The following is an 18,144-nucleotide window of genomic DNA, read 5'->3' as shown; positions in this document are numbered from 1 at the left end:
GCTGATCACGAATTCGTATTGAGGACACCATGGCTGAGAAGCTGCAGCTGCTGAACCACGTTCAGGCCATCAACTGGAACCGCATCCAGGACGAGAAGGACCTCGAAGTCTGGAACCGTCTCGTCAACAACTTCTGGCTGCCCGAGAAGGTGCCGCTGTCCAACGACATCCAGTCGTGGAACACGCTGACCCCCGACGAGCAGACGTTGACGATGCGGGTCTTCACGGGCCTGACGCTGCTCGACACGATTCAGGGCACCGTGGGCGCGGTCTCGCTCATCCCCGACGCGATCACGCCCCACGAGGAGGCGGTGTACACCAACATCGCGTTCATGGAGTCGGTGCACGCGAAGAGCTACTCGTCGATCTTCTCGACGCTGTGCTCGACGAAGGAGATCGACGAGGCGTTCCGCTGGTCGACCGAGAACGAGTTCCTTCAGAAGAAGGCGCACATCGTCATGGATTACTACCGTGGCGACGACCCGCTCAAGCGCAAGGTCGCCTCGACCCTGCTGGAGTCGTTCCTGTTCTACTCGGGCTTCTACCTGCCGATGCACTGGTCGAGCCGCGCGAAGCTCACCAACACGGCCGACCTGATCCGCCTGATCATCCGTGACGAGGCTGTGCACGGCTACTACATCGGCTACAAGTTCCAGCGCGGCCTGGAGCAGGTCGATGAAGCGCGCCGCGACGAGATCAAGGACTACACGTTCTCGCTGCTGTACGAGCTGTACGACAACGAGGTGCACTACACGCAGAGCCTTTACGACTCGGTGGGCCTCAGCGAAGACGTGAAGAAGTTCCTCCACTACAACGCCAACAAGGCGCTGATGAACCTCGGCTACGAGGCGATGTTCCCGTCGTCGGTGACGAACGTGAACCCGGCAATCCTGTCGGCCCTGTCGCCCAACGCCGACGAGAACCACGACTTCTTCTCGGGATCGGGTTCGTCGTACGTCATCGGCAAGGCCGAGGCCACGGAAGACGACGACTGGGACTTCTGATCCGGTTGTGACGAGGGGCCCCGCGCGAGTGATCGAGCGGGGCCCTCTCCGTGCATCACCGCATGTGGCGGGGCTGGCCGTGAGGGGTCGCGGACAGGGAACGTGCAGAGCGTCGGGCTCCCTCGCCCCGACGAAGTCAGCGCTCGTCGTCGAGCAGACCCGCGTCGTAGGCGATGATTGCGAGCTGCACACGGTTCTGCACGTTGAGCGCGGTGAAGACGCTGCCCAGGTGCGCTTTCACGGTCGACGGTGAGCAGTGCAGCAGCTCGGCGATCTCGGCGTTGGTGTGGCCCGCCCCGACCGCGCGTGCGACCTCCTTCTCGCGGGCGGTGAGTACCGCCACGCGAGCGTGCGCGGTCTCGCGTCGACTGCTTCGCTGCCCGTCCGAGAACCGGTCGATGAGCACGCGCGCGTGTCGAGCGGAGAGGACGGCGCCCCCGCGTGCCGTCTCGCGGATGGCCTCGATGATCTCCAGCGGAGGGGTGTCTTTGACGAGGTACCCGCTCGCGCCCGCTTCCAGCACACCGAGCACCTGCGCGTCGACGTCGAACGTCGTGAGGGCGAGGACCTGAGGGGGGTCGGGGAGCGCTCGGAGGTGCGCGGTGGCGGTGCGGCCGTCCATTCCGCTCATGCGGAGGTCCATGAGCACCACGTCGGGGCGCAGCGACCTCGCCAGGGAGACACCCGCCGCTCCGTCGGATGCTTCGCCAACGACGGTGATGTCGTCGGTGGAGGCGAGCATGAACGTCAGGCCCGACCGGACGAGAGAATCGTCGTCGACAAGGAGAACCCGAATCACGCCTCTGCCCGCTTTCCGTCGCCGTCGGTCACGACCCAGGGTAGCCGCGCCGAAAGGACGAACGCGGACGTGTCGTCGCGGACGCTGAGCTCACCTCCGACGATCCGCGCCCGTTCGCGGAGACCGGGGATGCCTCGCCCGCTGCGCGCGCTCGCGAGGGACGACGCGGCCGGTGCGTTGGGGTTGCGGACCTCGATATGGAGGCCGCTCGAGGGGCTCCCGTCGAGCGTCACCGACACGGGAAGGCCCGGGGCGTGCTTGTGGGCATTAGTCAGTCCTTCCTGCACGATGCGGTACGCCGCCCTCGTAATGGCGCGATCGAAATCACGGTGCTCGATCGCCGAGGGGAGCTGCAGGTGGACGGTGGCTCCGCTCTGCACACTCTCATCGACGAGGCGGTGGATGCTCGACAGATCGTTCACGACCGTTCCCGAATCGAGAGAGTCGACGTCGGGGCTCTCGCGCGCGTCCAGCGAGCCGATGATCGAACGCAGATCGTTCAGCGCGGCCCTCGCGCTCGTGCGGATGAGGCGGGCCTGGTGCGCCACCACCTCGGGTCCGGCGTCGGCGTTCAATTCGAGCCCGCCCGCCTGCATGGTCAGCAAGGAGAGTTTGTGGCCGAGGACGTCGTGCGCCTCGCTGGCGATACGAGCACGCTCCAAGAGCACGGCTTCCGCCGCGCGCGCCGTGCGTTCCGCCTCGGCGTGCGCGGCGCGGGCGCGCAGGCTGTCCAGCAGCTCACGACGGGAGGCGATCGCGAGGCCGGCCACGTATGGGATGCCGATGACGGCGATGACGTTCAGCACCCAGCTGCCCAGGGGAGACCACTCGTCGGGGGCGAGCCCGTCCAACGACACGAGCCTCTCGTCCCGCCCTGAGACGACGGCCAACAGGCCGATGCACAGAGCCAGAACCGCGGGATCCCAGCGGCTGTTGCGGCGGACCCCGAGGTTGAACACCGCCGGTGCGAGGAAGATCTGCGTCGAGGTCAGGGCGGTGACGGCCGCGATGACGACGAGGAGGAAGGGCCATCTCGTGCGCAGCTGCGTCGCGGCGGCGAGGGCAGCGGCAAGGACGAGGAACAGCGCGAGGTCCCATCCGCGCAGGCCGGAGGCGGTGACGACGGTTACAGCGGCGATCGCGACGAGGTACAGCACGGAGCCGATCCACGGGGTGCGTGCGATCATCGAGGCCGCGCCACGTGTCATCCGCATCGCCCCCCTCGCTGAGGCATCGTCCACACGCCTCGTCGGCGAGTGATCCTCACTGTACCTTCCCGCTCCGGCGCCGCCTTCGGACCGCACGGGCGCAGCTGCCCGTACTGGCCTTTCGGCCTAGTCGATCGTGATCCGTCTCCGCCATTGAGCCGGTCATTCGTCGGCGTTCGGCCGATGTGTCCGAGCGGCGAGTCTTGGGAAGGTCTGTGCATCGCAACCGCGACCATCCTTCTTCTCAGGAGCCCACGATGTCGGAGACCACGAACCCCTACGCCGATCTGACGCGGATCGACTACCCCCTGATCGAAGAGAACACGGCGATGCCCCCGCTCACCCGCGAGGCCATCCGCATCGAAGCGCGCGCGGGTCTCGAGCAGATCCGCGATTTCGTCACCACCGACGTCTTCGTCGCGACGCTGGGGGAGCTGTACGACCTCGCCCCCGAGGACCGCGACGGGTTCGTCCGGGAGAACCTCCTGGACCCGGACGCGCTCGCCGCGCGGGGGATTGCCGTTCCCGAGGGGCTGAAGATCCAGCGTTCCGTCTTCGGGGACGGTCGGCCCACGATCTTCTGCGTCACGAAGCTGATGTCGGATGGCATCCGGAAAGTGACCTACACGTTCGACAGCGGCTCGCTGCCGGCCCGGGTGTGAACATGGGGAGCTCCGTGGATACTCCGGTCTCGACTCTCCGTGGTCGATTCTGCGCCGCGACCGTGGAAGAACTGCGCGAGGCGTCGGCGGTGCGCCGATGGACGGCGCTCGTGGATCAGCGTCGGCTCTTCCCGCATCGAGGGAGCATTGAGCTGACGGCGGACCACCTCGACCTCGGCACGTGGCGGCGCTTGCATCCGGCCGACATCCGGGGGGTGTCGGTGGACTACGTGGCGGAGTTCTCACGATTCGCCGCCGGCGGAACTCGGGGCGGATTCCCCTCCTTCGGCAACATCAGGAAGCTCGGGGCTCCGCTGATCCTGGATCTTGCGTCGGGCGAGCGACTCGTCACCCTCATCGACTACACGCTCTGGTCCGGCACGAACAAGGCCGCTTCGTGGGAGCCCGCCATTCGGGGTTTCCTGGCGCGGTCCCACTGACTTTCCATCCGGAGAGGCGAAGCGCACTATCGAAAGGCAGAGAGATGTCCGTCGTCGACATTGCCGGCAGTCCGCCGGTGGATCTCACCATTGCTGAGATCCGAAATCGCGTCAATCAGCAGTACCTCACCGCTCAGATCGACGAATTCATCGAGGTGATCGCCTCCGATGGGTTCTTGGATTACGTCAACGGCATCGGTGAACTCCCGACGCACCAGGAGCGGCGCGACGAGACCGCCCGCACCGCGAGCGTGGAAACGCTCGAGAGTCTCGGGGTACCCACCCCGGAGGGGCTGCGCCTCACCACTCGAGCGTTCGAGACCCCCGAAGACGGGATCGCCGCGCTCTCCCCGCTGGTGAGCGTCCGCCCCGGTCTCGACCCGCGGATGGGGTTCTGCGTGAGTCTCGGGTTCTACCTCTGCGTGAGCTACGGGGGCTGACCTACCGGTTGCTGCCCGTCGATCATCGCGAGGACCGACGGGCAGCAACCGTTCGCGAACGAAGGAGTGAAGAAATGACGGATACCCCCATCGCGTGCGCTGCGCGGAACGTCTCACACAGCTACGGCAAGCGGTCGGCCTTGCGCGACGTATCGTTCGACCTTCGACCAGCCGCCCTGGTGGGGCTCGTCGGCGCGAACGGCAGCGGCAAGTCGACCCTGCTTCGCATCCTCGCGGGTGTCCAGCGCCCGTCCTCGGGTGACATCCTCCAGTTCGGCGAGAACCTCGGTTCACGTGAGGGCGCCGGTCACGGCGTGGGCGCCGCGATCGACGGGATGGCGCTCTGGCCGTCGCGGACCGTGGAGCGCAACATCCAGTACGTCGCCGACCTGGCGGGCCGGCCCCGAACCGAGGTGGCCCGCGCCCTCGACACGGTCGACATCGCGCGCGAGGCGCGGACGAGGTTGCGCAAGCTGTCGCTGGGAAACCGCCAACGAGTGCTCTTGGCCGCGGCGATCGTGGCGGGTCCGCGTCTCGTCCTTCTGGACGAGCCCATGAACGGCCTCGACCCCGAATCCCGTCAGCGTGTGCGCGACGTCATCGTCCGTCTTGTCGGCGAGGGCCGCACGGTCATCATGTCGAGCCACGACCTCCATGATGTCGAGTCGGTCTGCCACGACCTCATGATCCTGTCCGAGGGCGTTCTGACATATGACGGGCCCACCGCGGGATACGCCCAAGGGGCGAGGCGGGCAGTCTTTCATGTCGCTTCGACCGATGCGGAGCGTGCTCTTCTGGTCTTGGCCGGTGGGGGGCTCTCGTCGTCCCGTGATGGCAGCGGAGATCCGGTCGTCGCGGAACGCGACGCCGTCGCCGCCGAGCAGATGCTGATCGGCGCCGGCATCGCCGTGATGGGTTCGGCCGTTCGGGACGCGACTCTGGAGGAGAAGTTCCATGATCGCGTCTGATCTGCGCATCCCCCTTGTCGAAACTCGTCGGTGGAGCGGCGACGGCGTCCTGCTGTCGGTCGTCATCGGGGCCGGCGTGCTCGGTGCGGTGTTGAGTGCGATGGCTGTTCTCGTGGCCGCCGGGTCGACGAGCGGAGGGTCGGGCGGACTGCAGATCCAGACTGATGTCCAGCTCACCTCCGCGTCGCAGGACGCAGACCTGGTCGGGATGGCGCGAAGCGGGGTGGCCATGCTCGTCCCCCTCGTTGCGATCATCGTGGGGGTGCGGGCCGCCGGCAGTGAGATGGCCTCCGGGGCGCTGCTGCAGGTCGCGGTCGCGGCACGTCGACTCCGGCTCGTCTTCCTCGCGCGCGCAGTCATCGTCGCGGTCGTGGCCGGCATCGGCGGGGTCGTCGTCGCCGCTGCATCGCTGGCCGGGGCCCAGGCCGGAGTGGCCGCTGACGCCGACCTCGCCTCCCTCTCCGCATGGTCGGGAGCCGGGACCGTGATGGCCGGAGCAGCCGCGCAGGCGGGCGTGCTCGCCCTGCTCGCGTTCTCGTTGGCAGCATTGACCCGGCGATGGGTGCTCGTCCTCGTCGCTCTGCTGGTCTACCTCGTGGTGCTCGAGCCCGTCATCGCCGGACTCCTCGGCGACGGGGCATCGTGGCTGCCGCGCGAGGCCACATCGAGCCTTCTGACCTCAGACGCCGACCTCGGCAGTGTCCTGCCCGTAGCGCTCGTCGCTCTCGCGCTGACCGTCGTTACCGTCGCCTGGCGACGCCGCGATCGGACCGCCCGGTGAGGGCGTCGCGGACGTGAGCGACGGTCTTGTGCTCTCCGCGCGCGTCCCGAGGCCGAGACGCGTCGCGGGCCAGATCGTTGCGCTGTCGGCGGGCGTGATCGAGCTGGCGGTGCCGATCGCCCTCGCTTTCGCTGTCGGCCAGGTCGCCGGCGGTGCACCGGTGACCGTGGGCCTGTGGATGCCGGTGGCCTTGGCCGTGGTGGCATCCGCTCTGTCAACCGTGGCGCGGGTGCTCGTTCTCTCGCGGATCGCCGCGACCGAGATGGTGTCGCTTCGCTCAGCCTTCGCTGTTCGTCTGATGGCGCTGGGGCCGCGCGACGTCGAGAGCATCGGCGTAGAAGACATCGTGGCCGCGTTCAGCGTGCAGGTGGACGGACTGGAGCCGCTCCTCACCGCCGACCGGATCCGCCGCTGGTCGGCCGTGACGACGGTGAGTGGGTGTCTGCTCCTGCTCGTGTTCTTCGAATGGCACCTCATGCTCGCGCTGCTGGTGGCTTTGCTCATCGCCGGCGTCCTCCTGAGTCTCATCGTGCGGCCCGTTCGGGCGCGTTCGGCGCAGGGACTCCGTGCGCTGAGCGGGGTCAGCGCCGACCTGGCGGAGTTCCTCCGATCGGTGAGGTCGGCGACGGTCTTCGGCCTGTCCCCGCGGTATGCACGCGGCCTCGAGGCGCGGCTCGCGGAGGTGCGCCGAGCGGAGGTCAGCGTCGGGCGTGCGCAGGCGCTGGTGGACCTCGTCGTGCGGACCCTCTCTCTCGTCCTGCTCCTGGGGCTGGCCGTCCTGGGTGCCGCGCTCGTGGCAGACGGGGCGGCTACGGCCGCCGAGCTGGCGGGGTTCTTGGCCACGTTGACGGTTCTGCTCGCGCCGGCAGCGAGCTACCTGGACCTCGTGCAGAAGCGGCAGAGGGCGCGCGGAGCCCTCGAAGTACTGCAGGCCTTGCCGCTCTCCCCCGCGGGCCCCGCGCACGAAGGGCGCGCGGGAGTGACGATCGACGCGCTCGTCCTCACGTTCGACCGCGCGGTAATCTCCGTCGGACCGGGGATCGACGTGGGGCCGGTCTCCTTCTCGGTCGAGCGTGGTGCGATCGTCGCGCTGTCGGGACGCAGCGGTGCGGGGAAGACCACGCTCCTCTCCGCGATCGCCGGGTTCGCCCCGTGCGTGGCGGGGGCGGTGCGCCTGAACGGTCGAGACCTTTCGGATTGGGCGCCGGAGGATGTGCGCCGCTCGATCGCGTACGTCGAGCAGGGCACGCCTGTCATCGGGGCGACGTTGCGGGAGTTCCTCCTCACCGACGCCCCGGGCCCCGGAGACGACGCGCTGCGAAGCCTTCTCGACGCCCTCGGGTTGTCCGAGCGCATCGACCGCGACGCGTTGGACGCGCCCCTGGAACGAAGCGGCACGAGCCTGTCCGGCGGGGAGCGGCAACGCCTCGCGCTCGCTCGGGCTCTCGCGACGGAACGGCCGATTCTGCTGCTCGACGAGCCGACCTCGCACCTCGACGTGGCGACCGCGGATCGGGTGCGCCGCGTCTTGCTGCGGGAACGGTCGCGCCGGATCATCGTGGTCGCGACGCACGACCGCTCTCTTCGTCAGATCGCCGACACCGAGGTCGATCTCAACGGCGGGCGCCCGACATCGGAGATCGAGGTCGACGACGAGCCGCGCGACAAGTTGCTCAGCGGCGTGGTGCCGCGCTGAGCGACGGTCCCGGTGCGCACCGGCCGGCCCTCGTCACCTCCCAGCTGAGGGGCGAACTCGAGGAGCCGCACCGCGAGGCGATCGAGGGCGCCGCCACGGTCCGTTTCGCGGACTCTCCGCAGCTCGTCGCGGCATTCATGGATGGATCCCGTGGGCTCAGCCCGGCCATTCCCGCGACTCGAGCCGGTCGAGGAGAAGCTCCACGGCCGACCCTTCCATGCCGCGCACCCAGCGATGCGTCGTCGAACCGCGCGACGACACCGTCCGCCCACGTTCTCCGCGCTCGAGTCGCACTTCGACCTGACCCGCAGAGACGCTGACACCGCGCAACACCCCGGCGGCGACCATCGCGGCCAACGGATCGTGCAGCGCGCAGCGGCGGTCGGGGAAGACGCGGCCCTCGTAGAAGTCGAGGTACGCGGGCAACATGGCGGCCAACGCCTGGGGAACTGCACCCGGGATCGCTTCGAGGCGCACGAGGTCGGTGGCATCCAGGGTCTGGGTCATCGTGACGTCGAGGGGGACGAGGGTGGTGTCCCAGTCCTGCGCGAAGACGACGGCCGCGGCCTCGGGATCGTTGTGGATGTTCGCCTCGGCCCACGCCGTCACGTTGCCGGAGTGGCCGAAGGCGCCGCCCATCACGACGAGCCGGTCGAACGCGGCGACGCCGGGCGTCTCGGCGTACGCGGCGAGGTTCGTCAACGGACCGAGGGCCAGGACGGTGAGATCCGGATGCCGGGAGGCGAGGTGATCGATGAGTTCGACCGCGGGTCGTGCGTCGGGGGACCGGTCTGCCGCGGTCCAGGCGATGCCGCCCACGCCGTCGTCACCGTGGACGTGCGGCGCGCCGCCGGCGTAGTCGCGTCCGCGGAAGTGGTGCGCGCCGACGGCGACCGGGATGTCGTGGACGCCGGCGAGCTCGAACAGCGTCAGGGTGTTGGCGGCGGCGCGGGCGGCATCCGTGTTCCCGGAGACCGTCGTGACGCCGACGATCTCGACCGCCGGCTCGGCGAGCAGATACGCCAGGGCGAGCGCGTCGTCGATACCGGTGTCGCAGTCGACCAGGATCGGGCGGCGGGTCATCGGGTGGCCTCGTAGGCATCGAGGGGCTGCAGGTCGGGTTGCGAGGCGTCGTCGGCGACGGCGGCGGCCCCGACGGTGCACGCCCGCGCGAGCGCGTCGGTCTCGGAATCGCCGCGCAAGAGGCCCACCACCAGCGCCGCGCAGAACGCATCGCCCGCGCCGACGGTGTTGCGCACGGTCGTCGGCACCCCCGGCGCCGACGCGACGAGGTCGCCGTGCCGGTACAGCCGTGCACCGTCGGCGCCCAGCGTGACGCACAGCAGGGGGACGCCGTGCACCTCGGGGAGCTGCGCGTATTCCGTCTCATTCACGATCACGAGGTCGGCGCGGTCGAGCACACCGGGTGGGAGCGGTCGCGCGGGGGCGGCGTTGAGGACGAAGAACCCGGCGGCTTCCGCGGCGGCGGAGACGACGGCATCCGACACCTCCAACTGCGCGAGCACCGCGGCACCCGGCTCGATGCCGAGGGCGTCGGCGTCGATCGCGCCATTCGCTCCGGCGCACACGACGATCGAGTTCTCGCCGCTCGCATCGACGACGATGAGGGCTGTGCCGGTCGCGGCATCCGAGATCTGCACACCGGACGCGTCGACACCGAGTTCCGCGAAGCGTTCGTGGATGCCGCGCCCGTCGAGGTCGTCGCCCACGGCGCCGACCATACGTACATCCGCTCCGAGGCGCGCCGCGGCGACCGCTTGGTTCGCTCCCTTCCCGCCGGGCCCGCGCTGGAGGACGCCGTCGGCGACCGTCTCACCCGGGCCGGGGGCGCGCTCCACTCGCGCGGTGAGGTCGACGTTGATCGCCCCGACAACGGTGAGGGCGACTCGGGTGGGCTCCGGCATCCGGCTCTCCTTAATGTTCAGGCGGCGGGTCGGCGCCGCAGCGCCGCCGACACGATGGCCACGATCGTTCCGACGGCGACTCCGATGACCGTTTCGAGCACGCGGTCGCGCAGCAGCACATCGGGTGTCACGGGGGAGGCGAGCGAGATCATGAGCAGCGCGAGCGGCGTGATGAAGATCATGGCGATGCCGTAGTTGCGGCCGACGAACAGCTCGGCACCGACCTGCATCGCCACAGCGACGAGGAGGATCGCCCACGGCGGCAGGTGCAGGGCCAGCAGACCGGCGGCGATCAGGACGCCCACGAGCGTTCCGCCGAGACGCTGCGCACCCCGGATGAGCCGCGCGGTGACGTGGGCACCGCCGACGGCGGCGACAGCGCCCACCATCGCCCAGTACCAGTGACTGCCGATCAGCAGCACTCCCGCGATGCCGGCGAGGAGCGCGGCGACGCCGACCGTCGCCGTCATCTCCCACGCGACCGCGCCGATCGGCGGGCGCTGCCGGGTCGGTAGGCGCCATGACCCTCGGCGCGCCAGGGCGAACGCCGTCGTGACGACGAGACTCCAGATCACACTGCTCACCCCGACGAGCAGCACCAGCCCGAAGGTCGCCGTCGTGGCGGGGAAGCTCGCGCACGCGCCGGCGGCGAACACGGTGAACAGGGCCCCGGGCGGATGCCACTGGGCCCGATACGCAAACAGCGTCACCGCCGCGGCGAGAGCGGCGACGACGATGACGCTCGCGAGCGGCGGTGCGGTCAAGGTGGACAGCAGCGTTCCGAGCAGCATCGACATGATGAGGATGCCACCCGCCGTCGCCTGCATCCGCACCCGGGTGCGCGGCGGGTCGAGGCGTCCGTAGAGCGCGGCGAACGCGCCGAACGAGGCGTAGACGCTCAGATCGAGGCGCCCGATGGCGAGCAGAACGAGAAGCGGCACGCCCACGCTGAGGGCCGCTCGGGCCGCGACGCGGTGGTCTCCACGGTGGGGGCCGATGCGGATGATCCCGGTCCACACGCGTCCCCGGGATTCCGCCACCCGTCCAGCCTACGTTGCGTGTTCGCGGTGAGCGGCGTGGGGGCTGGGCACACTCCGCCGCGTGTGGGTGTTTCGGTGGCGGCGATGTGTTCGCTGCGGCGGTTCGGTCGTGCAAGGTGGTGCGACGCGCGGAGGGCGGGGGTCCCGTGGGCTTTCGGTGGCGGGGATGTGTCGATTGCCGCGGTTCGGTCGTGCGATTTGGCGCGACGCGCGGTGGGCGAGGGTCCTGCGTGCGTTTCGGTGGCGGCGATGTGTCGATTGCCGCGGTTCGGTCGTGCAAGGTGGCGCGACGCGCGGTGGGCGGGGGTCCCGCGTGCGTTTCGGTGGCGGCGATGTGTCGACTGCGGCGGTTCGGTCGTGCAATGTGGCGCGACCGAACAGCCGGGTCAAGGCCTTGGGTGCAGAGCGGCGCTGGGGTGAGGTGGAGAGATGGATGCCGACCGCGACAAGGAACCGATCGAGCCCGGGCCTGAACCCGACACGTCCACCGCAGCCGAGGCGGAGAACTCCGACCCGACGCTCGACCACGACGACGAACCCATCGAGTGAGCGCGCGCTGCCTCGACGTCGAACAGTGCAGGGGGTGACCGCCGGGGCGTTTCCGTAGGGTGGGAAGCCCCGCACCCGAACGAGGAGAGACGTGTTCCGCACGCCCCTGGCCCTGTTTCGAACGCTCGCGATCGCCGAGGCCGTCTCGTGGACCCTCTTGATCGCGGGGCTTGTCCTGCGCGCGACCGCCGACCTTCCGATCGCGGTGACGATCGGCGGTGGCATCCACGGGTTCGTGTTCCTGGCGTACGGCGCGACGGCGGTCGTGGTAGCTCTGAACCAGCGCTGGGGCGTGGGCCCCGCGGCCGTCGCGATCATCAGCGCGGTGATCCCGTACGCGACGGTTCCCACCGAGCTGTGGCTGCACCGCACCGGGAGGTTGCGCGGAACGTGGCGCATCGAGGCCGGGGACGACCCGCGCGATCAGCGGCCCCTCGACCGTGTGCTGCGGTTCTTCCTGCGGCGGCCGTGGGTGCTCGGCATCCTGATCCTGCTCGCTGTCGCGCTGATCTTCGTGGTGCTGCTGGTGGTCGGCCCGCCGGGTGGCAAGGGCTGAATCCTCGGGACTATGTCCCAAAAATGGATGCCTGGCGCCGCTGCTGCTGGCCACATGTGGGACACGCACTGTCAAAAGTGGGACGAAGGCGTGCAGGGAGCTGCAGAGGGCGACGTGCCGGAGCTTGTCCCAAGAATGGCTGGTGCGGGTGGCGCGCACTGACCATATGTGGGACACGCACCGTCAGAAGTGGGACGAAGGCGCGCAGGAGCTGCAGAGGGCGACGTGCCGGAGCTTGTCCCAAGAATGGCTGGTGCGGGTGGCGCGCACTGACCATATGTGGGACACGCACCGTCAGAAGTGGGACGAGGGCGCGAAGGGAGCTGCAGAGGGCGACGTGTCGGAGCTTGTCCCAAGAGTGGCTGGTGCGGGTGGCGCGCACTGACTATATGTGGGACACGCACCGTCAGAAGTGGGACGAGGGGGTGCCGCAGAGCGGCTGACGCTCAGCGGCGCGTCGACACCGTGACCGTGAACTTGCGGTCGCGGGCGACCTGACGCGTCGGGCCGACGATCCGCTCCAGCGCCGGACGGTACTGCAGTGCGGAGTTCCACACCGTCCACAGCTCGCCGCCGGGCGCGAGGGCGCGGGCGGCGTCGGCGAAGAAGCGCGGTGCGATGCCCTCGTTGATCGCGGAGCCGGAATGGAACGGCGGGTTCAGAGCGATGAACCGCGCGCTGCCGTCGGGTTGTGCGCCGAGCATGTCGTCGCGGACGACCTCGACACGGTCGGCGACGCCATTGGCCGCGGCCGTCGCGCGCGCGGAGGCCACCGCGGCGGCCGACTGGTCGCACGCGATCACCCGAAGGTGGGGATGCCGCATCGCGAGCGCCGCGGCCACGACCCCGCTCCCGCACGCGTAGTCGATGGCCTCGGAGGCTGTCGGTTCGGGCAGGTGGGCCAGCAGGAGACGCGTGCCGATGTCGATCGAGGCGCCCGCGAAGACACCGCCGAAAGCGCGGACCTCCAGCCCGTCCACCGCGGTCGCCTCGGGCTGCGGGTCTGCGCCGTCGTGCGGGCCGCGGGAAACGAGGACACGCGACTTCTGTCGGGCGTGCGTGACGTCGACGCGGTCGAAGCGCGCCCGCAGCACGTCGTTCATTGTGGGCGTCATGTGCTTGATGCGGCCGCCCGCGAACACCACGACGTCGGGGTGGGCGTGCGCGGCGATCAGACCCGCGATGTCGTCGAGTCCGCGGAGCGACCGGGGCAGACGCAGGAGGACGACCCGCGCGTCGCGGACGAGGTCGGCATCCAGACCGTGGGACGAGAACGCATCGTCGAGTCCGACGCGGGAGGCATTGGCAGCGAGTGCCCGTTCGCCGGTGAGGGCGTCCTGGTGCACGCGGATGCCGCGGGCTCCGTCCGAAGCGGCGCCCAGGGTCAGCGCTCCGTAGGCGTCGTCGATGACGACGAGCGTTCCGTCGGGGACGTCGCGCCGCGCGGCGGCGGATTCGTCGAGGATCAGGCGATCAGCGGCATCCACCGCGACGAGGTCCGGACCCTCGAGGTCGGGCCAGCGGCGGAGGTCGTCGAACGAGAAGGTCACCGGGGCGTCGTAGGCGGCGATTACCGGGTGCCGAAGTGGAACGGCAGCGCGAGGGAGGCGGCCACCAGCAGGATGCCGAGGGCGAAGAACAGCGCGGGCGCGGCGAGCGAGAACGACAGGCCCGTGAGCAGCATGCCGCCGACGAACAGGATGAGCGAGACGATGAACATAGGGGATCCCTTCGGTCGCTCCAGGCTATCGTGCCGCGTCGGGCGCCCGGTCCGCGGCGGGGGGAGTCTCGCGGAGAGCTGCGTGCGTCCACAGGGTGCTCCCGGCCACCGCGGCCGGCATGACCGCGATCGCGCCGAGCGGCACGAGGAAACAGAGCTGCGTCGCCACACCGAAACCCAGGGCTCGCGCGCGGTTGTCGCGGAGGACGGCGCGGCGAGCGCGGCGGTCCAGCCCGCGCGCGGACAGAGCGCGCGAGGTCAGCTCGTCGGCGAGCAGCCATCCGGTCAGCAGGAGACCGGTGGTGAATCCGAGGACGCCGCCGACGAACGGGATGAGTCCGAGCAGCCACGCGGCCAGGGCGGCGAGCGCGCCGCGGGCGATGAGGCGCACGGCGTCTCCGGCCGCGCGCCAGAAGCCGTACTCGGCATCCGGGATCCGGCCCGTCGCCGTGAGTTCAGTGGCACGCCAGATGCGGTCGTAGAACGGCTCGCCGACCGCGAGGGTCACCGCCGTGAACGACACGATCGCGAGGAACGCGACCGCCCCGAACGAGGCGACCGCGATCGCGGTGCGCAGGACGGTGGCCCAGAGCGGATCCCAAGTGTTCGCGAAGGGCGTCCAGTCGTCCACGACCTCGCCGAGGAGGATGCCCCAGCCGACGAGGGCGGCGCCGAAGACCAGCCCGACGAGGAATCCGGGGATGAGTCCGAGCGCCATCGCGCCGGGGGAGCGGCGCCACTGGCCGAGGCCGCGGAGGAGCATCCGGGCGCCGTGGAGAAACTCGCGCATCCGGGCATTGTCGCAGAGCGGCGCGCGGGAACGTCGGGGCTCGCTGACAGGATGTGGGCATGCGCATCCGCACCACGTCGACGCAGCGCACCTATCGGTACGTGCGGCTGACGATCCTCGCCGCGACCCTGCTTCTGGCCGTCGCGGTGGGGATGCAGGCGATGGTCGGGGGCCCGCTCCCGTCGCTGAGCGCCGCGTACTACACCCCGGCGGGGCCGATGTTCGTGGCCGCTCTCTTCGTGGTCGCCGCGGCGTTCGTCGCGCTGTCGGGCCACAGCGTCGAGCAGGGCCTTCTCGACGTGGCCGCGGTGCTGGCGCTCGTGATCGCCGTGGTCCCGACCACTCTCGAGTCCGAGGTCTGCGGCGAGCTCGTCCGGTGCGTTCCGCCCGCGACCATTCCCACCGCGGTGAACAACGGTGTCGCAGTGGCATCCGTCGTCCTCGTCGGCGTGATCGCCGGGGTCGTGCTGTCGATCGTGCAGGGCACGATGTCGCGCGGAGTCGTGCTGACGGCGGGCGCCGTCGCGACACTCGTCGTGGGGGTGATCGTGTGGGCGGCTGTCGCCCCGACGTCCTTCCTCGCCGCCGGGCACAACCTCGCCGCCGTCGGGTTCTTCCTTCTCGTGGGAGCGGTGGCCGCGATCGCCGCGTGGCGCCCGCAGCGCGCACCGGAGCGGTTTCGCCCGGCGTACGCAGCGGTGGCGATCGGCATCCTGCTCTCCCTGGTGGGGCTCGGTGTCACGCTCGCAGCGGCGGCCGGGGGAGCCGACATCGTGCGGCCCGTGCCCTGGCTGTTCGTGGGCGAGGCGGCGGCGCTCGTCCTGTTCGCCGTGTTCTGGATCCTCCAGACGGCGGAGCTGTGGAACGAGCCGGACCCGCGGCTCCGGGCCTGACGCGCGATCGCCGGGAATATCCTCGGAGCCGCACCGTTGAACTTGATACGCAGTCGCTCAAGTCTCAAAATTGAGTCGACTCCACTCACGTATCACAGGAGACGGAATTGCCTGAAGATGTCACCCCCGGCGCCGGGGACAACGGCGCCCAGTCGTTCGACGAGTTCCTCGCGCGCTACCTCGCCGGTGAGCGGGCCCGCGCCGAGCGCTCGATCGACCTCAGCCGGTTCCTGAGCGCGCGCACGCAAGAGGCGCTGCAGGACGCCGGTCGCTACGCGCTCGGCCGCGGCCAGCGCGAACTCGACGCGCTGCACGTGCTGCACGTGCTCGTCGGGCAGTCGCCCGCTCGCGAAGCCGTCGCCCGTCTCGGCGCCGACCCCGCCGCGATCGCCCGCGCCGCCGAGAGCCGCCTCCCGGCCGCCGGTCCCGCCGCCGACGTCGACGGCGCCGTCGTGGCGGGATCCGTCCAACGCGCTCTGTTCCACGCCTTCCAGGTCGCCCGCGCGGCCGGATCGACCTACGTCGACCCCGACCACCTGTTCTTCGCGCTCGTCCTCGCGCAGGACGCCCCGGCCGGTCAGATCCTGGCGCAGGCCGGTGTCACCGCCGAGGCCCTGACGCAGGGGGTGCGCGAGACCGTCGTCGGCGGCGAGCAGCCTTCCGCGCCCGAGGAGACGGCATCCACGACCCCCAACCTGGATCGCTTCGGTACCGACCTCACCGCGCTCGCCGCGGACGGCCGCCTCGACCCGGTGATCGGCCGCGCCGACGAGATCGAGCAGACCATCGAGATCCTCAGCCGCCGCACGAAGAACAACCCCGTGCTGATCGGTGAGGCCGGCGTCGGCAAGACCGCCGTCGTCGAGGGACTGGCCCGCGCGATCGTCGAGGGCAGCGTCCCCGAGCAGCTGCGCGACACGCGCGTTGTGTCGATCGACCTGGCCGCGATGCTCTCCGGCGCCCGTTACCGCGGCGACTTCGAGGAGCGTCTCACCCAGACGATGGACGAGATCGCCGCTCAGTCCGGCAAGCTCGTCGTCTTCATCGACGAGGTGCACACGATCGTTGGCGCCGGCGCCGGTGGCGACGGGGCCATGGATGCCGGAAACATCCTGAAGCCGCGCCTCGCTCGTGGCGAGCTGCACCTGGTGGGAGCCACCACGCTCAAGGAGTACCGGACGATCGAGAAGGACCCCGCTCTCGAGCGGCGCCTGCAGCCCGTGCGGGTGGGCGAGCCCTCGATCCCCGACGCGGTCGAGATCCTGCGCGGCCTCCGCTCGGCCTACGAGGAGCACCACGCCGTGACGTACACCGACGACGCGCTGCGCGCCGCGGTGGAGCTCGGCGACCGGTACCTTCCCGACCGCGTGCTGCCCGACAAGGCGATCGACCTCATCGACCAGGCCGGTGCGCGCCTGCGGCTGCGCCTGGGCGCCAAGGTGGACGTGTCCGCCCTCGTGGAGCGTCTGGCCACGCTCGAGGCCGACAAGAACGCCGCCGTCTCGGCGGAGCACTACGAAGAGGCGTCTCGCATCCGCGACGAGATCACCGCGGTGCAGGAGCGGCTCGAGAAGGCCACGTCCGCCCCGCGCCCCGACGCGGTGGTCGACGAGTCCGAGATCGCCTCGGTGATCAGCCGGGCCACCGGCATCCCGGTGTCGCGTCTGACCGCTTCCGAGCGCGGACGTCTCGCGCACCTCGAGGACGACCTGCACGCGAGGGTCATCGGGCAGGATGCCGCGGTCACCGCGGTCGCCAAGGCCGTGCGTCGCAACCGCACGGGCATGGGTGACGAGAACCGTCCCGTCGGATCGTTCCTGTTCCTCGGACCCACCGGTGTCGGAAAGACCGAGCTCGCGAAGGCGCTCGCCGGATCGCTGTTCGACGACGACTCCGCCGTGATCCGTTTCGACATGAGCGAGTTCGGCGAACGGCACACCGTGTCGCGCCTCATCGGTGCCCCTCCGGGATACGTCGGCTACGACGAGGCCGGACAGCTCACCGAGCGCGTGCGCCGGAACCCCTACTCGGTCGTGCTGTTCGACGAGATCGAGAAGGCCCACCCCGACGTCTTCACCCTGCTGCTGCAGGTGCTCGACGACGGGCGCCTGACCGACGGCCAGGGACGCACGGTCGATTTCCGCAACACGGTGATCGTGATGACCTCGAACCTTGGCAGCGAGTACCTGGCATCCCGTTCGGGAGCCATCGGGTTCACCACGACCGGGCGGGAGTTCGACGACGCCGACCTGCGCGACCGCGTCATGGGGAAGCTGCGCGAGGCCATGCGGCCCGAGTTCCTGAACCGGATCGACGACATCGTGATGTTCCGCAAGCTCGAGAAGGAGCAGCTGCGCGACATCGTCCGGCTGCTGCTCGAGCGCACGTCGAAGCGTCTCGCTTCGCGCGAGGTGTCGCTCGAGGTGACGGATGCCGCGATCGACCGCCTCGCCGAGGTCGGATACGAGCCCGAGTACGGTGCACGGCCGCTGCGCCGGGTCATCCAGCGCGAGATCGACGATCGCATCGCCGACCTGTTCGTCGCTGGTGAGCTGGTCGACGGGGGAGCGGTGACGGTGGATGCCACGGCATCCGGGTTCGTCGTCCGGGCCGCCGTGGAGGCACTCGCCGCGTAACGGCTCGTGTCGGCCCTCGGACCCTTCGGGTTCCGGG

General features: G+C 70.0%; 18 protein-coding genes. 10 read left to right on the top strand and 8 right to left on the bottom strand.

What is annotated here, in order from left to right:
- Positions 1-29: 29 nt before the first annotated feature.
- The gene (nrdF, locus tag AC3WLZ_RS11070; protein ID WP_412924993.1) at positions 30-1,004 is read left to right on the top strand and encodes a class 1b ribonucleoside-diphosphate reductase subunit beta; all 975 of its coding nucleotides are present in this window, start codon (positions 30-32) and stop codon (positions 1,002-1,004) included.
- A gap of 136 nt (positions 1,005-1,140) precedes the next feature.
- On the opposite strand, the gene AC3WLZ_RS11065 is transcribed toward nrdF, so the two are convergent.
- Both AC3WLZ_RS11065 and AC3WLZ_RS11060 read right to left on the bottom strand, forming a co-directional pair.
- The gene (locus AC3WLZ_RS11065) at positions 1,141-1,803 is read right to left on the bottom strand and encodes a response regulator (protein WP_492470056.1); all 663 of its coding nucleotides are present in this window, start codon (positions 1,801-1,803) and stop codon (positions 1,141-1,143) included.
- The gene (locus AC3WLZ_RS11060; protein ID WP_492470055.1) at positions 1,800-2,990 is read right to left on the bottom strand and encodes a sensor histidine kinase; all 1,191 of its coding nucleotides are present in this window, start codon (positions 2,988-2,990) and stop codon (positions 1,800-1,802) included. Before AC3WLZ_RS11060 ends, AC3WLZ_RS11065 begins: the two co-directional genes overlap by 4 nt.
- 278 nt (positions 2,991-3,268) lie before the next feature.
- Between AC3WLZ_RS11060 and AC3WLZ_RS11055 the strand changes: the two genes are divergently transcribed.
- From AC3WLZ_RS11055 to AC3WLZ_RS11030, 6 genes are all read left to right on the top strand, one after another.
- Complete coding sequence (locus tag AC3WLZ_RS11055; protein WP_492470054.1) at positions 3,269-3,673, top strand: hypothetical protein; 405 nt, start codon at positions 3,269-3,271, stop codon at positions 3,671-3,673.
- Positions 3,674-3,687: 14 nt separating this feature from the next.
- Positions 3,688-4,113: a hypothetical protein gene (locus tag AC3WLZ_RS11050; protein WP_492470053.1), complete on the top strand. Its 426-nt coding sequence runs from the start codon at positions 3,688-3,690 to the stop codon at positions 4,111-4,113.
- A 44-nt stretch (positions 4,114-4,157) separates the two neighbouring features.
- The gene (locus tag AC3WLZ_RS11045) at positions 4,158-4,553 is read left to right on the top strand and encodes a hypothetical protein (protein WP_492470052.1); all 396 of its coding nucleotides are present in this window, start codon (positions 4,158-4,160) and stop codon (positions 4,551-4,553) included.
- A 74-nt stretch (positions 4,554-4,627) separates the two neighbouring features.
- Positions 4,628-5,521, top strand: coding sequence for an ABC transporter ATP-binding protein (locus AC3WLZ_RS11040; RefSeq protein ID WP_492470051.1), 894 nt, complete (start codon positions 4,628-4,630; stop codon positions 5,519-5,521).
- Complete coding sequence (locus tag AC3WLZ_RS11035; RefSeq protein ID WP_492470050.1) at positions 5,508-6,302, top strand: hypothetical protein; 795 nt, start codon at positions 5,508-5,510, stop codon at positions 6,300-6,302. The genes AC3WLZ_RS11040 and AC3WLZ_RS11035 overlap by 14 nt, the downstream gene beginning before the upstream one ends.
- Before the next feature lie 13 nt (positions 6,303-6,315).
- Positions 6,316-7,998, top strand: coding sequence for an ATP-binding cassette domain-containing protein (locus tag AC3WLZ_RS11030; protein WP_492470049.1), 1,683 nt, complete (start codon positions 6,316-6,318; stop codon positions 7,996-7,998).
- A 156-nt stretch (positions 7,999-8,154) separates the two neighbouring features.
- Here the strand turns inward: AC3WLZ_RS11030 and AC3WLZ_RS11025 are convergent, their stop codons facing one another.
- The 3 genes from AC3WLZ_RS11025 to AC3WLZ_RS11015 are packed head-to-tail and all read right to left on the bottom strand — an operon-like array spanning position 8,155 to position 10,963.
- Positions 8,155-9,081 carry a nucleoside hydrolase gene (locus tag AC3WLZ_RS11025; RefSeq protein ID WP_492470048.1) on the bottom strand — a complete coding sequence of 309 codons (927 nt, stop codon included), beginning with the start codon at positions 9,079-9,081 and terminating at the stop codon, positions 8,155-8,157.
- On the bottom strand, positions 9,078-9,923 hold the full coding sequence (locus AC3WLZ_RS11020; RefSeq protein WP_412924986.1) for a ribokinase: 846 nt from the start codon (positions 9,921-9,923) through the stop codon (positions 9,078-9,080). Before AC3WLZ_RS11020 ends, AC3WLZ_RS11025 begins: the two co-directional genes overlap by 4 nt.
- A gap of 17 nt (positions 9,924-9,940) precedes the next feature.
- Positions 9,941-10,963, bottom strand: a complete 1,023-nt coding sequence (locus AC3WLZ_RS11015; protein ID WP_492470047.1) for an FUSC family protein — start codon at positions 10,961-10,963, stop codon at positions 9,941-9,943.
- A 640-nt stretch (positions 10,964-11,603) separates the two neighbouring features.
- On the opposite strand from AC3WLZ_RS11015, the gene AC3WLZ_RS11010 reads away from it, so the two are divergent.
- Complete coding sequence (locus AC3WLZ_RS11010; protein WP_492470046.1) at positions 11,604-12,068, top strand: DUF3817 domain-containing protein; 465 nt, start codon at positions 11,604-11,606, stop codon at positions 12,066-12,068.
- 446 nt (positions 12,069-12,514) lie between these two features.
- On the opposite strand, the gene AC3WLZ_RS11005 is transcribed toward AC3WLZ_RS11010, so the two are convergent.
- The 3 genes from AC3WLZ_RS11005 to AC3WLZ_RS10995 are packed head-to-tail and all read right to left on the bottom strand — an operon-like array spanning position 12,515 to position 14,578.
- Positions 12,515-13,618: a class I SAM-dependent methyltransferase gene (locus AC3WLZ_RS11005; RefSeq protein WP_492470045.1), complete on the bottom strand. Its 1,104-nt coding sequence runs from the start codon at positions 13,616-13,618 to the stop codon at positions 12,515-12,517.
- 20 nt (positions 13,619-13,638) lie between these two features.
- On the bottom strand, positions 13,639-13,788 hold the full coding sequence (locus tag AC3WLZ_RS11000; protein ID WP_166671746.1) for a hypothetical protein: 150 nt from the start codon (positions 13,786-13,788) through the stop codon (positions 13,639-13,641).
- A 25-nt stretch (positions 13,789-13,813) separates the two neighbouring features.
- Positions 13,814-14,578, bottom strand: a complete 765-nt coding sequence (locus tag AC3WLZ_RS10995) for an EI24 domain-containing protein (RefSeq protein ID WP_412924982.1) — start codon at positions 14,576-14,578, stop codon at positions 13,814-13,816.
- Positions 14,579-14,637: 59 nt separating this feature from the next.
- Between AC3WLZ_RS10995 and AC3WLZ_RS10990 the strand changes: the two genes are divergently transcribed.
- Positions 14,638-15,471, top strand: a complete 834-nt coding sequence (locus AC3WLZ_RS10990) for a hypothetical protein (protein ID WP_492470044.1) — start codon at positions 14,638-14,640, stop codon at positions 15,469-15,471.
- Positions 15,472-15,578: 107 nt separating this feature from the next.
- Positions 15,579-18,107, top strand: a complete 2,529-nt coding sequence (locus tag AC3WLZ_RS10985; protein ID WP_412924980.1) for an ATP-dependent Clp protease ATP-binding subunit — start codon at positions 15,579-15,581, stop codon at positions 18,105-18,107.
- The last annotated feature ends 37 nt before the right edge of the window (positions 18,108-18,144 follow it).

This window comes from Microbacterium sp. FW305-3-2-15-F-LB2 (genome assembly GCF_058787255.1).
The sequence above is the reverse complement of the archived record's forward strand: the minus strand, read 5'-3'. Positions and strand labels throughout refer to the sequence as shown.

Coding starts and splice junctions, on each gene's coding strand:
- nrdF (WP_412924993.1), top strand. CDS start 30: ATGGCTGAGAAGCTGCAGCTGCTGAACCACGTTCAGGCCATCAACTGG.
- AC3WLZ_RS11060 (WP_492470055.1), bottom strand. CDS start 2,990: ATGATCGCACGCACCCCGTGGATCGGCTCCGTGCTGTACCTCGTCGCG.
- AC3WLZ_RS11055 (WP_492470054.1), top strand. CDS start 3,269: ATGTCGGAGACCACGAACCCCTACGCCGATCTGACGCGGATCGACTAC.
- AC3WLZ_RS11045 (WP_492470052.1), top strand. CDS start 4,158: ATGTCCGTCGTCGACATTGCCGGCAGTCCGCCGGTGGATCTCACCATT.
- AC3WLZ_RS11040 (WP_492470051.1), top strand. CDS start 4,628: ATGACGGATACCCCCATCGCGTGCGCTGCGCGGAACGTCTCACACAGC.
- AC3WLZ_RS11035 (WP_492470050.1), top strand. CDS start 5,508: ATGATCGCGTCTGATCTGCGCATCCCCCTTGTCGAAACTCGTCGGTGG.
- AC3WLZ_RS11025 (WP_492470048.1), bottom strand. CDS start 9,081: ATGACCCGCCGCCCGATCCTGGTCGACTGCGACACCGGTATCGACGAC.
- AC3WLZ_RS11020 (WP_412924986.1), bottom strand. CDS start 9,923: ATGCCGGAGCCCACCCGAGTCGCCCTCACCGTTGTCGGGGCGATCAAC.
- AC3WLZ_RS11000 (WP_166671746.1), bottom strand. CDS start 13,788: ATGTTCATCGTCTCGCTCATCCTGTTCGTCGGCGGCATGCTGCTCACG.
- AC3WLZ_RS10995 (WP_412924982.1), bottom strand. CDS start 14,578: ATGCGCGAGTTTCTCCACGGCGCCCGGATGCTCCTCCGCGGCCTCGGC.
- AC3WLZ_RS10990 (WP_492470044.1), top strand. CDS start 14,638: ATGCGCATCCGCACCACGTCGACGCAGCGCACCTATCGGTACGTGCGG.